Source organism: Desulfoluna sp. CLI2B, assembly GCF_056847375.1.
The window spans coordinates 3,479,344-3,492,845 of record NZ_CP186557.1 but is presented as its reverse complement, the minus strand read 5'-3'; the positions used below and the strand labels follow the sequence as shown (position 1 = coordinate 3,492,845).

General features: G+C 57.2%; 10 protein-coding genes. 8 read left to right on the top strand and 2 right to left on the bottom strand.

The genetic code is table 11. The features are described from left to right. The first annotated feature begins 442 nt into the window (after positions 1 to 442). The 6 genes from ACOYW2_RS16495 to ACOYW2_RS16470 all read left to right on the top strand — a co-directional run bounded on the left by ACOYW2_RS16495 (position 443) and on the right by ACOYW2_RS16470 (position 9,647). Complete coding sequence (locus tag ACOYW2_RS16495) at positions 443 to 3,646, top strand: hypothetical protein (protein ID WP_482767218.1); 3,204 nt, start codon at positions 443 to 445, stop codon at positions 3,644 to 3,646. Between the two features lie 123 nt (positions 3,647 to 3,769). Further along, positions 3,770 to 6,397 carry a TonB-dependent receptor gene (locus tag ACOYW2_RS16490; protein WP_482767217.1) on the top strand — a complete coding sequence of 876 codons (2,628 nt, stop codon included), beginning with the start codon at positions 3,770 to 3,772 and terminating at the stop codon, positions 6,395 to 6,397. Next, entirely contained in the window at positions 6,397 to 7,020 is a 624-nt protein-coding gene (locus tag ACOYW2_RS16485) for an ATP-binding cassette domain-containing protein (protein ID WP_482767216.1), read from the top strand. Before ACOYW2_RS16490 ends, ACOYW2_RS16485 begins: the two co-directional genes overlap by 1 nt. After that, the gene (locus ACOYW2_RS16480) at positions 7,005 to 7,298 is read left to right on the top strand and encodes a hypothetical protein (protein WP_482767215.1); all 294 of its coding nucleotides are present in this window, start codon (positions 7,005 to 7,007) and stop codon (positions 7,296 to 7,298) included. The genes ACOYW2_RS16485 and ACOYW2_RS16480 overlap by 16 nt, the downstream gene beginning before the upstream one ends. 454 nt (positions 7,299 to 7,752) lie before the next feature. Next, positions 7,753 to 8,418 carry a hypothetical protein gene (locus ACOYW2_RS16475; RefSeq protein WP_482767214.1) on the top strand — a complete coding sequence of 222 codons (666 nt, stop codon included), beginning with the start codon at positions 7,753 to 7,755 and terminating at the stop codon, positions 8,416 to 8,418. Further along, complete coding sequence (locus ACOYW2_RS16470) at positions 8,418 to 9,647, top strand: DUF4857 domain-containing protein (RefSeq protein ID WP_482767213.1); 1,230 nt, start codon at positions 8,418 to 8,420, stop codon at positions 9,645 to 9,647. Before ACOYW2_RS16475 ends, ACOYW2_RS16470 begins: the two co-directional genes overlap by 1 nt. A gap of 97 nt (positions 9,648 to 9,744) precedes the next feature. Here ACOYW2_RS16470 and ACOYW2_RS16465 read toward each other — a convergent pair whose 3' ends face one another. Then, the gene (locus ACOYW2_RS16465; RefSeq protein ID WP_482767212.1) at positions 9,745 to 10,551 is read right to left on the bottom strand and encodes an MYG1 family protein; all 807 of its coding nucleotides are present in this window, start codon (positions 10,549 to 10,551) and stop codon (positions 9,745 to 9,747) included. Positions 10,552 to 10,991: 440 nt separating this feature from the next. Here ACOYW2_RS16465 and ACOYW2_RS16460 point away from each other — a divergent pair, with 440 nt between their 5' ends. Then, positions 10,992 to 12,422, top strand: a complete 1,431-nt coding sequence (locus ACOYW2_RS16460) for an MORN repeat-containing protein (protein ID WP_482767211.1) — start codon at positions 10,992 to 10,994, stop codon at positions 12,420 to 12,422. Next, positions 12,422 to 12,595: a hypothetical protein gene (locus ACOYW2_RS16455; RefSeq protein WP_482767210.1), complete on the top strand. Its 174-nt coding sequence runs from the start codon at positions 12,422 to 12,424 to the stop codon at positions 12,593 to 12,595. The genes ACOYW2_RS16460 and ACOYW2_RS16455 overlap by 1 nt, the downstream gene beginning before the upstream one ends. 60 nt (positions 12,596 to 12,655) lie before the next feature. Here ACOYW2_RS16455 and ACOYW2_RS16450 read toward each other — a convergent pair whose 3' ends face one another. After that, a complete protein-coding gene (locus ACOYW2_RS16450) occupies positions 12,656 to 13,351 on the bottom strand; it encodes a transglutaminase-like domain-containing protein (protein ID WP_482415484.1) in 696 nt (231 codons plus the stop codon). Between the last annotated feature and the right edge of the window lie 151 nt (positions 13,352 to 13,502).

The window sequence follows — 13,502 nt, the reverse complement described above, 5'->3', positions numbered from 1 at the left end:
CGTAAAAAATGAATCATAAGGGCTCGGGAAAAAACAGATTCCTGCCTGTTGTACCGATGTTTCCCGGTGTTGTTTGCAGGATCTTGTTTTGACTTCCGTTCTTTTTTAGGTAGTCCAAAGGAAAGATTCTGACTACTGGGGTTTGCGCGGATTGTCAATAGATTTTAGTTTTATTGAATTTAGCTTGTTGGAATAATTTATAAATAAATATAGGCATATAGATTTTGTTGGGTGTGCCTAAAAAATGATTTATTCCCAAAAAATACTTGACATACATCCTGTTGGTTGTAGTAGTTCTTGTACCTCTCTGAAAAGTTAGTCTTGCCGAACTTCGTCTCTCGGAAGCCCATGGCTTTACCGGGTGGATCGGGGCGTACGAACGTCTGTGATGAACCATGGCGTTTCCAGATAGTGAACCGTTTGCAACACGAAGGATGTATCGATGAAGTATGTGATGTGGATCAGGCTGCTCCTGGCAGCCGTGACAACCTTGAGCCTTTCTGCCTGCGGCGGGTCGGGCGGAGGAGGCGCAGCCCCCGGACCGGGGATTACCCTTTCCGGCGTCGTGGAAGACGGTCCCGTTTCCAAAGCCACGGTCTATGCACTGAACAGGGACGGCAGCGACGGGCTTTACGGACCCTGTGTCACCGATGAGCAGGGCCGCTTTACCGTGACCGTGGGCGCTGGTGTGGACCTTAAGTCGCTCATGCTTTTTGCCCGCGGCGGCAAGGATGGCACCACCGGGCCGGACGGCCTTAATTTCAGGGGGATGGTGATGATGGCTCCCCTGGAGATGTATGAAGGCAAGACTCGGGCCGTTGTGGTGAGCCCGGTGACCACCCTGGTGGGCCTTGATGTGGCAAACGGGGCGTCCCTGAGCGCCGCCCGCACTGCTGTGGCCGGCAGGCTGAAGGTCTCGGAAGACAAGCTCACCGCCCGGCCTTCGGTGGAAGGGGGCCACTTTCACGCCAAGACCATGATGCTCTCTTTGGTGGCAACGACCCGACGGACCAAGGGATGTAAGGGAAGCGCCTTTGAGGGGCTTACTTTTTCAGCGGACGGGCTCCCCGATACCTCCGAGCATCCCGAACTTGATGAGGCGGTCACTGCGATCAAGGAGGCCGTGGAAAAGGGAGAGGCCCCCGGTGAGGTGTTTGTGAGACGACGGCTTTTGTCGTGCCTGACTGAGGTGCTGGACGCCAACAGCCCCTCCTCATTAAAGGATGATCCGTTGTTTAAAACCCGCGCGAGGGATCTCATCGGCGATATCCTGGCTGCGACAGGTGGTCGGCCCATCCATCTGGAGAGTATGGCCCCGGAGCGTGTCATCCGATGGGTGCTCAGGACCTCCGGTATCGCGACCTACGATACCTTTCTGGGGGATACCTATCCGGTCCTTATCGGCTGGGTCAGGGACAACACGGAGATCGCATCCATCATCACCCCGGTGGCTGCAAAATACGACATCAGGGAGCCGTTGTTTGCCAGCGAGCTGCTGGGTGACGACAACGCTAAGCGCTTGGATTACTATTTCAATTCCGATGCCTCCCATCTCTACAAGGCTGAAAAACTCGTTGAGACGGTGCGGGATGATACGGTCAATGACTACATTCTGGAGCGTGTCGCCCATGGCTTGGCCGAGGCCGGCCTTTTTTTAGAGGCCAAAACCATCTTGGACACGAAGGTTTTTTCAACCATGGTACGAGCTGAAGGGTTCCGTCGGTTGGGCAAGACTTTGATTTCCTTCAATGAGCGCACAGGAGGTATTCCACAAGAGAATATTCTTCAAGCCCTTGAGAAGGCTGAATCTCTGTACAAGAAAAAAATCGAGGCAGTGGGTAAGGCCTATTTTGATGATAAAGACGCTGCCGCATTGAATAGCCTTATCAACCAATACAGGGAGGCCGGGGAGATGGATAAGGCCGACTCTGTGGTGCGGTATGTCAAAGAGTGCAGTGAGGCGATGGCAGAAGTAAATACCTCATCGCTGAACCGTCTTGTCGTCTCCATGAAAAAAGCGGGAGACAGATTTGTGGAAGATGGCAACGAAGCCCAGGCCGCTTTATACCCGGGTATGATGCTCTCTTTATCAAAAAAGGTCCCTGCGGACGATGCGGTCAACCCGGATTATCCAAAGAAAGATGATGATCCGCATACGGTTGATTATTATAGAAAAAGGGTGTTTTGCCTTTCGTGGGTTGTCCAGCTGTACGCCTCAATGTACGAAACATTTGGGGACGAAGCATACAGACTCGGTGGGATGAATGCATATGAAGAGATCAGGGCGCTGTGTGATTCATATCCGTTTACGAAGTCTTCTACGTGGTTTTACGTTGCAACTTATGTGATACCGGTCCTTTGCACCTTTGGTGAGATGCCCCTGGTCGATTCGTTGATCAGTGAGGCTCCTGCGGCGTACAAAAATCGGGTTTATGCCTTTTTAGCAACTTCAAAGGCTGTAACCTCAGAAGACATAGATGACGCTTTGGCCGTGGTGGATCGAATCGTCAACAAGGATAAGGTTAAGGAAACTAAGGAGAAGATTAATGCTCTGACTTACTTTGCCCAAAACAAAGGCTCGAAGCGAATGGCTGCAACCCTGATCGCCCTGGGGCCCGGTCGGTATGCCGATGCTGTCAAAGCCTTGGAAAAGGCCCAAGCGATTTTGGACGACTTTACGACGGATGATAAAGAGGCGGCTTTTACTGTCAAAATTCTACAAGGTTACCCAAAGCTGGCGTACCTTTATAGCCTGATGAATAAGAAGGATACACAGCTTGCTTTCTGCGAAACCACAGAAGCCGTTGCCCGGGATCTTTCCGGGGCTCTGTGGAAGGTAAGAGGCCTTTGCGAAGCCTCTTCTTGTTGGATCTCGGTTGGCCGTCTTGACCGCGCCGCTCAATGCCTTGTTGAAGCTCGGTCTGCGGCGGACGGTGTTGTCGGGAAAGGAGCCGACGCCTCAGAGGTGGCCGAAATGTATCTTTGGTTGGCGAGGTCCCAGGTCGCCTTGGGAGATAAAGGGCGGCTGCTTGAGGTGGTCAGTACATTTGCGACCAAGAGTGTCCTTATCTTCGATGAGTCTATCACCGATGAGCAGTGGGCCTCAGGGCAGTACGGAGAACACGACGAACTTCTCACTCTTCGGGGTGGGTATTTGATCCGGGCCGCCAAGGTTTTGATCTCCTTAGGTTATACCGATGAAGCCATAAGTATATTAAATAAGGCGATTGCCACGAAAGCGGCTTTCTATGAAGACGATGAATGCGTCAAGCTTTGTGTTGGCAGCTCCACCATTTCAACGACGTCATTAACCCTTGCCAATGCGTACACGCTCGCTGGTGCCGTTGACAAATCCGTTGCGTTGTCAATGTCCATGGGGAACCGTGCGGAGATCAATAGGGGGATTAAATTAACGGCTGCCACCATGGCTGAGATCGACGATTTTTCGGAAATGCCGTTTTGGAGCCCGGAAAAGCCGGAAAACTGGGTCGCCCAGGTCGATACCGACGGCGACGGTCTGCCTGACTTTTTCAGCCCATTGGCTTCCCCTGAGGACATCGCCGCATCGGGCCTGGCCCTGGACCCGGACAGCGACGGGGACGGCATACCGGATACAACGGACACCCGGCCCCTGCATGCCGATTAAGATCCCCTGTCGAGTATTTGTTTGGATTCAACCGCATAATCGTGAATGCAGCGAGGCGGTTTACGGGACGTACCCAAGGAGTCCTTCCCATGGAGGGCCCCTTTCAGATGGAAGAGTGATGCAATGATACGAAGGTGTGTGAGGCGATGCGTCGGCCTCGACGGAGGGTGTCGTTCGGGCAGCGGGCGTGCCGCCTGGCTGGGGGTCGCCATGGCCCTGATGGTCGCTGGTTTTGCGGCAACGGCATGGGCTGAAGAAGGAACAGCAAAGTCTCCGGTTGAGGTTGCGGTCTCTGGAAATACAGACCGGGACGTGGAAAAAACAGCGGTGGAAAAGAGCGACGAGGTGGCGGTGAAAGGGGATACCCTCACCGTGACGGGTACCATGGAGAGCAAGGCCTCCGGGGTTTCCATTCTTGATTATCAGATGCTTCGGCATCTTTCCGGTGGGAACGGGGATTTAAACGAGCTTCTGCTGGTGCTTCCGGATATCCAGCCGGATGACTCCTGGCGCTCTGCCAAGACAGCCGGGGAGATCCTGCCTGTGAATATCTCCATTTCCGGCGGCAAGGCCTACCAGAACAATTTTTCCGTGGACGGGATTTCCAACAACAGCCTCCTGGATCCTGGCTCCGAACGCCACCAGGTGGTCAACGACGTTCCTGGCCATCCCCAGGAGATTTTCCTGGATTCGGACCTGGTGGAGGAGGTGGCGGTTTACGACAGCAACGTGCCTGCCCGGTTCGGTGATTTTTCCGGCGGGGTGGTGGACGCAAAAACCGTCAAAGCGGGCATCAAGCCCAAGGGTAAGGTCTATTACCGGACTACCCGGAGCCAGTGGACCCACTTTTTCCAGTGGGAGGAAGAAGAGGACGATGAGGCCTCCCTTACCCCACCGTCTTCCGACGATGAGGTAATTGAAGACCCCCGGTTTGAAAAGCATATTTACGGCGGAAGCCTCAGCATGCCCCTGGGTGATACCCTGGGGGCCTTGGGTTCCGTCAACGAGGTGCGGTCCACCATCTCCAAACGGCATTTCAAGGGGTGGAAGGATGAAGAGCGGCACCTGAGAAATATCATGGCCAAGCTCTCCTGGGACCCGGATTACCTGAATGCCTTTGAGTTGAGCCTGTTTCACTCCCCGTATGAGGAGGAGCGTTTCCTCTCGGATATCAAAGACAGCGACTACACCATCAAGGGGGGCGGGGATCGCATCCAGGGGCGGTGGAACCGGGGGCTGGGCTTCGGGGCCCTGGAGATCACCGGGGCATTTCGAAGGAGCGTAAACGAGCGGGAGGCCCCGAAGGATCTTCGTCAATGGGCCGCCACTGCCTCCAAACCCTGGGGAGCTGATGCGGGGTCTGCTTACTCCAAGGAAGGCGGGTACGGGGATATCTCCAAGACCCAGGAGAGTTTCACCACCCGTGCCGATCTGTCGGAGATCTCCTTTAACGGGTGGGGTGGGCGCCATACCCTGAGCACTGGCATTGCCTACGATTTGACCAAGGGCACCTTCGACCGCAAGGAAACCTCCATGATCTACACGGACCCGGTAAAGTCCGATACGGTGATCTCCCCCGGCAACAGCTACGACTGCGAAGACAACCAGCAGTACTTCAGCATGCGCAAGGTCTTTGATGCCGACGATTCCTCGGCAGTTGTGAATGCCTTGAGCCTCTATGGCCAGGACGAGATGGTGTGCGGCAGAGTCACCCTGCGGCCGGGGCTCCGCGTCGCCGCCAACGACTTCATGGACAACCTGGACGTGGCCCCGAGGATGTCGGCGTCCTGGGACAGCTTCGGGGACGGCCGCACGGTGTTCACCTCGGGTTTCAACCGGTACCACAGCGCCACCTTCATCACGTACAAGCTTCGAGAGGCCAAGAAACCGTATCGCACCGAGGTGCGAAAGCCCTATCTGGATATGGTCTTTTCCGGCAGCGATCCCTCCGGGACCCTGGGCGGTTTCTGGTGGCCGGTGTCGGACGCCGGGAACAATGTGGAGACCTTTTCCTCCCTGAAAACCCCCTATGCCGACGAATTTCAGATCGGTGTCGACCAGAGGGTCGGGGGCGGAACCCTGGGGTACAAGTATGTGCGCCGAAAAGGGCGGGAGCAGTTTGCCCGGACTTACGGGGCCATCCAGCCCGACGGGTTGCGCTATTACACCATGACCAACGACGGCTTTTACGATCACAAGAGCCATCGCGTGGCCTGGGGGCGCCGCTTCGGTGCCCACAGCCTTAACCTGAACGTAACATACCAGGATACTGACTCCTCCAACGGCTCCTACGACAGCGAGGTGGACGATGACCGTGTCTGGTACGGAGACAAGGTGATTTATAAAGCCGAGCTGCCCAGGAGTACCTTTAACAAACCCTGGATGGCCAATGTCACGGCCGTTGCCTCTCTGCCCGCGCGCATGACCCTGACCACCATCGCCCGGTACCGGGGTTCCTACACCAAGGTGGAGAGTACGGGCAAGACCAAAGAGGTCCCCGACGACCAGGCCCAGACAAACCCTCTGACCGGGGAGAAGGTCTCCGAAGAGCTCCCGGTCTACGCCGAGCGGGATCGCTCCTCCAGTGTGGTGGTGGATTGCAAGCTCCGCTGGAAGCTTCCCTTGTGGGGGCAGAGTGTTTTTACAACCACCCTGGAGGTGAACAACCTCTTTAACAAAAAAGTCCTGGCCGATGGCAAGAACTACGAACTGGGCCGCCAGTTCTGGCTTGGCGGCGAGGTGAGTTTCTAATGAAAAGGAGCAATGAGATCATGTCGGACGCGGTGATCCAGGTGGACAACCTGTGCCACAGCTACGGGGGCAAGGATGTGCTCAGGGGCCTCAGTTTTGAGGTGAAAAAGGGCCGTATTTTTGGACTCCTCGGGAAAAACGGAGCGGGAAAGAGCACCACCATCAACATCATGATGGGGTTTCTCTCCCCCAAAGGCGGGGTGTGCCGGATTTTCGGTGAGCCCTCCCACAGTCTGCGACCGGAGACCAGGGCCCGCATCGGCCTGCTGCACGAAACCTTTCTCCAGTACGTCTTTAATTCATCCAGGCTGAGTATTTACGCCTCTTTTTATCCGATGTGGAACCACGGGGTGTTCAGAGACCTCATGGACCGTCTGGGGCTCCCGGACAATCGCAAGATCCACCGGATGTCCTGCGGCCAGCGGTCCCAGGTGACCCTGGCTCTGATCCTGGCCCAGATGCCCGAGCTGATGATCCTGGACGATTATTCACTGGGGCTGGATGTGAGGACTGTCGCCTGTTTCTCGACTACCTCCTGGATTATGCGGAACGTTACGGCACAACCATTCTCATTACCTCCCACATTGTTCAGGACCTGGAGCGGTTTGTGGACGATATCGTGATTCTGGATCAGGGCCGCACCCTTGTGAGCTCCAGCCTCCAGGGCTTCACCGAAGGGTTCCGCTGCTACGGCCTTCCCCGCAACGGGGGAAAAGAACCGGTACAGGACGGGATCATAGCCCGGACGGAGTGCCTCGGCGATCGGCAGTATCTCTACAGCTTTGAATCCCAAGACGTCGTGCGTGAGCACCTGGGTGCCTCAGGCATGGATGCCTCAGGGCTTGTGCCGGTCTCCATGACCCTGGAAGACGCCTTTATCGGGTTGACCGGCAAATATTGATGGCAGGTAACGTTTAAACGTATGGATCCGGCGGCTCTGTTGGCGGTTAAGTTATCTTAACGTCAAATACATAGTCCTTAACGGATCGTTTTGAATGACGCTTGGGTTTTGGTCATCGTTTGGGCCGCGACCTTCGAAAAAAACGATAAAGAATGACCGAAACGGAGCGCCGCACTCCGGTGCGGCTTTTTAGTCCGTCGTTACCCGTGCCGCACAGGAGTGCGGCGCTCCAGGGGGTAAGGGGGCTCAGGCGGTTATGTAAATATGCCGATGGTCGAAACGATGATGAAGGCCGACGTTTGATTTAAAGGCGGATGTGAGTTGACCCGAGGAACGAGGGGGAAAGCGCATTCGCAACCTGGGCCCCAGAGGATCAGCCCCTGGCTGCCGGAGGCAGGCTTATCCATGCGCCTTAAGCATAGAAGGCATCAACAAAACAAGGATATGAAAACACATGTACAAGGCGATTGTATATAAGGAGTGGATCAAGCTTCGCTGGTTCCTCCTTGTGTTGCTGGGGATCACCCTGGCGGTTTATGGGAAGATTTTTATCATGCTCAGGTCGGCCGTGCTTGCCAAGGGGGCGTACCACCTCTGGTACATGGCGGCGATCAAGCAATCCGTTTTTTACGGGGACATCATGTGGCTGGCACCCTTTGTGGGGCTGGTGACGGCTCTGGTGCAGTTCGTACCGGAGACGGGCAAGAGGCGCCTGCGCATCCTTTTTCACCTTCCCCTGCCCCACACCCTGTCCCTGGTGTGCATGCTGGGGGTGGGATGCCTCTGTGTGGCAGGCCTTTGCGGGATCAGCGCCGTGTGCCTGGCCCTGATCATGGGATGCTATTTCCCCGCGGAGATCGTGTCGGGTGCCCTGTTAACGGCGGCACCCTGGTGCCTTGCGGCGGTGCCTGCCTATTTCGGGGCTGTACTGGCCCTGGTGGAGACGGCCTGGTGGCGCAAGGCTGTTTACGGTGTCATCGCCTTTGGCACGGTGTTGCTGCTGGTGAAAAAAAGTTTTGGGGTTTTTGACGTCTCTTTGGACTGGTATGCCCTGGCGTGTGCCCTTTATCTGCCCACGGTTCTGTTGCCCGCCCATCGATTTAAAAGGGGGATTGTCTGATGCTCAAGGTTTCGCGATGTGCCATTGTTCTTCTGATAACCCTGGTGTGTGCCATCTACGTTCCGGAGCAGGCAAGGAGGCTGCTTGTGGAGAGGTCGTTTTCTCCCTTTATCCTCTACAGCTCATCTTTGAAGACATTCATGGTCAATGACAGGGATAAAGAGACGGGGCAGCGCCGGATGACGGATCTTTCCGGGAAGGAGTACACCAGACGAGAGTTTGAGACGGCCCTGCCCATGTTTTTTTATAAAGATCTGGCCGCCTGGGGCTGTCTGCCCGAATCCCTGGACGGTGTAGAAGTGACCTATAAAAAGGTGGCCATGAACCGTCAGGTTCTGAGCCTTCGGCCGCGCACCTTAAACAGCCCGGTGGTGCCCCTGTATCCCCTGTACGAGTCCGCTTCGGGGTTTACCCAGCTGGAGGAGCCTGACTCTATGTTTCGGGTGACAGACGCTTTTGAGTTTTTGGACGCCGAAACCAACGCCGTGGATGCGGACCGGTCCGATCGGTTTACAAAGGCGTTGACCCGCAAGGGGTTTGTCTTTCCGGCCCAGGGTATCTTCGGCAATCCCACAGCCCGGAAGCCCTTTGACGAAGGCTATTTCATTACCGATGCCGGGGGGACCCTTTTTCACCTGAAGATGGTGCGGGGAAAACCCTGGGTGAAGAATACGGGTCTGGCCCCGGCCAGCGGCATCCGTTACATCGGCATGGACGAAAATCCCCGGCGGGAGTTTTATGGCCTGATGATCGAAGGGGACGGCACCGCAAGCCTTCTCTCCTATGACGACTACAGGCCCATTGCCCTGCCCATGGCGGGCTACGACCCGGACACCATGAGCCTTGCCGTGTACTGTGACCTTCTCAAGCGGACCTTTGTGGTGACGGACAAAAAGAGTGTCCGGGTGTGGGTGACGGATCGCGCTTACCGCCCCATCGCCTCCCATACCCACGGGCTGGAAGCCAAAGGAGGGCAGAAGATGCTCAAGCAGCTCTTCCCCCTGCGGGTTGTCCGCGCCAAAGGAGAGACCGCCTATGCGCTGCTGGATGTTTCCTTTAACCCTGAGGGCTGGATGGTCTCTTTGATCTGCTTTGCAGGGCTTCTGGGCTGGCGCATGAGGCAGCGTCGGGCGGGGCGTGATCCCGAAGACTATCTGGTTGTGCTCCTCACGGGGGGCTGCGGGCTGTTGGCTGTGGCTTTGACAGGGTGCCTGCCGGAGGCAGATTGAGCGTTACGTCGGTACCAATGACAAACAAAAAAAGCCGCAGCTTGTGCTGCGGCTTTTTTGTCTCTGAGTATCAGACCCCCAAGGGGTTGTAGTCGTTCTACTGTTCCGGCAAGGCCAGGCGCACCAACTCCAGAACCTCGGCCTCGGGAAGGCGTTCGTTGGTCTTGGCCACGAAACCGGTTTTGTGGGTGAAGCGGATATCGGGGCGTCCCTGGAGCTTGGCAAAGTTCACCTCCGGGGCGTTGTCAAAACGCATGAGCTTCCAGCCGTCCCCACGGCTGTCCCGGGTGATGCAGACTGCAGCCGGGTCTGCCTGGCGGAAGTTGAACTCCTGGGCGCCTTCGGAGTCGTCGGTGTCGCCGATGAGGATGCCGTAGCCGTTGATGGTCACGCGTTTGGCGTTGGACCACAGCTCCAGCTGGTCCGTGAGTTTCCGGGCGCTGTCCAGGGCCTTGCGGCCGAATCGGCGCATGATGGGGATCAGGGAGTCGGGGTCGGCGGCGAACATGTCGAGCATCCACCCTTCCATGGGGCTGTAGGTGGTGCGCAGCTCGGTGGTGCCGATCTCGGCGCCCACCTTGGCCGGGCCGAATCGGTCGATGCGGTCTTTAAAACGCCACCAGGGAAGGGATGACAGGGAGGCGGCGCAGCCCAGGGCCTCAGCCACCAGTACAAAGCTTGCGGAGAGCTCGATGTTCTGGTGGTGGTCATAGTTGCGTTTCTCCGGGTCGTACTCTTCGCCGATGTCCACCACCCATATGGCGGGGTCTGCCACCTCTTCGGCCGTGGGCTCTCGTCTTTCTATGGTAAAATCGGTGTCCGGGTGGGCGGCCAGGATAAGGCAGAGGGCGAAAAATTCGTCAAAATGTGAGGAACCCGGGTGGGTGATGATCAGCTCGGTCAAAGCGGTCTCCCTGTGTTTCGTGTATGGGTATTTTGGCGGCGTGTGGTCGGGTCGGGAATCGTTCGGGCGAAGGGGTCTGGCACGGCGCATACCGGTGTCGGTCCGTTCCGTCGGACTCAAACGGTTCGTTTCCAAGCCTCCAAAGATTGTCATGGATTTCAGGCCTTGCAGGCCGGGCGCATTGCTGATTGGAATGCTCGTAAAAGAGTTGATGTTATCTTATATGGCGGTGGATGGCAATAAAAGAATAGATGGTGCGTGACGTAAAGGGTACTGGAATTGCATGGATACCGGGGTGCCGGGGTGATGGCTGGTTTGACAAACCCTTTGCCTATGGGATATTAAAACAAATTTACTTGCGCCTGTCCGAGGGCATGCATGGCCTTGATGGCGGCATGCGGGATGTTTTTTATGGCAGAACCTGAAAAGGGTAACGATTGATGATAAAAAAATTGACGGTGAACGCGCTGGCCTTCTGGGTCATTGCCGGTCTCTCCGCCGCATACGCCGATGGGTCCGGCTCCTGCGAAAGCGGTGATTGTGAAAACGGACAAGGGGTGTACCACTACGCCGACGGCGGGAGTTACGAGGGAGCCTTCAAGTCGGGGGTTGCCTCGGGAAGCGGAGTGCGCGTCTACCAAGACGGGACCCGTTACGTCGGGCAGGTAAAAGTCGGCATTCCCGAAGGCGTGGGCGAGATGATTTTTCCCGACGGCACCCGGTACATGGGGGGCTTCGGCGAGGGGCTGCAGAAGGGGCACGGCACCGTGGTCTACGGAGACGGACGACGGTTTACCGGTTCCTTTGACGATGGGCGGCCCAGCGGTCACGGGACCCTCTTTTTCAAGGACGGCAAACGCCTTACCGGAACCTTTAAAGACGGAGTTCCCCAGGGGCCGGGGGTTCTTTTTTTCGTGGAAGGGGCTGTGTACACCGGTGAATTTCGCAAGGGACGCATGGAGGGCACCGGGACCCTGGTCTATGCCGACGGCCATGTCTACGTGGGATCCTTTACCAACGATACCATGAACGGGGAGGGCACCCTCACCGCACCGGACGGCAGTACCCTCAAAGGGGAGTTCGTGGACGGGCACCTGGAAGGGGAAGGGGAGATCGCCTTTCCCGGAGGCACCTTGTACACCGGCAGCATCGTCAATGAGAAGATGCAGGGCAAGGGGATTCTTGTGGAGCCTGATGGCACCCGGTACGAGGGCATGTTCGAGGAGAACCGGTTCCACGGAAAGGGCACGGTCACCTACCCGGACGGCGCTACCTTCACCGGTCCCTTCATCGAAGACAAGATCGCGGGCAAGGGCCAGTGGACCTTTGCCGACGGAGCCCGGTTCTTCGGGTACATGAAAGACGCCCGGATCATGGAGGGCAAGGGTGTGTACACCTCGCCGGACGGCACCCGCTACGAAGGGCGGTTCCACGAGAATCTTTTCGAAGGGGAGGGCATTCTCACCACGGCCGAGGGCGTGCGGTTCGAGGGCTCGTTCCATGAGGGCCTGATGCGGGGACCCTTCAACGTGTTTTACCCGGACGGCGCCCGGTACTCAGGGGAGGTCAAGAGCCTGAAGCCCCATGGGACCGGTACCATGACCTATGAAGACGGGAGCAGCTTTTCCGGTCTTTTCAAGGAGGGTCTTTTTGACGGGCGCGGAACCCGCAAGCTCACCGACGGCACCGAGCTTCGCGGAACGTGGGTCAAAGGAAAGCCCGACGGCAAGATGGTGACACGGGCGTCGGACGGGACCACCCGGGTTGTGACTTACGCAAACGGACAGCCTGTGACGGCTGAAAACCAGGGCTCCGGGGCGTCCGGCGACGCCCCTCGGAAGAGCGACACCAACACACCGGAGGGAAGCTGATGAAGATGGCATCGACGGATGAGCAGATCCTGCGCGCAGCCAAGGAGATCGTCGTAAAATTTATCGAGGTGGGGCGCGTCTCCCCCACGGGGTTTGACGAGGCGTTCAAGCAGATCTACAGCTCGGTTGCCTCCGCAGTGAAAAAGGAGGAGCCTTCAGCAGAGGGCGAATAACCCCGCGTAAAGGCAGGAACATCTATGACGCCCTGCAGGACGGATCCTGCAGGGCGTTTTTTATTTGTTCTCCGAGGCGGCTTCCCGGGCAAAGTCTCCGAGTTCTTTTCCCCCTAAGCTTTCCAGGGTTTTAAAGAGATTGGGGTAGGCGGCCAGGGACGCGTTGATGATCTCGTCCACGGGGATGTCGTCGTAGGGGCCCCGGTCCAGGACATACTCCATGTGTTTGCGGCCTTCGGCGTCAAAGGGATGGAAGAGGCAGTCGGTCTCCCCGTCGAACTCCAGGGGGTGGACGCCGAACTTTTCGCACAGGGAGGCGTTGAAGGTGGGGGTCACCTTGATCCATCGCCCGCTGAGGAACACCTCCGAGTAGCCGTGGTAAACAAAAAGGTCGGTACCCATAAGCTCCCTCAGGCGCCGGGTGCTCAGGTGGTTTTTGACATCGGCGAACCCCAGGCGTGCCGGTACCCCTGCGGCCCGCACGGCAGCGGTATACACCAGGGCCTTGGCCACGCAGTAGCCCCTGCCCTTTTTCAGGACGGAGCTGGCCCGCATCCCGTCGGGGCTGAGGTCGTAATAGTACGGGTCGTAGAGGACGTCGTCGCGCACGGCGTTGAAGAGGGCCATGGCCTTCTCCTTGTCGGAGGAGAGTCCTGCAATGCGGGGTGCGACGTAGGCGGCGATGGCCTCTGAGTCGCAGTCGATGTGATGGGTGGGGGCCAGATAGCGGGTGCGTTCTTCGTCGGAGAGTCTCATGTCGGTCACCATTTTTCTGTGTGATGTGTGTGGATTCGATCCCTGACTGTGTTGCGCCTTGGCCGTGGCGGGGCTCCCTGGACGGCCGGTTCCACCAGTATTTCATAGTGGGCGGTGCCGGTGGAATCGTCTTTTTTGTCTTTTTTTAAAA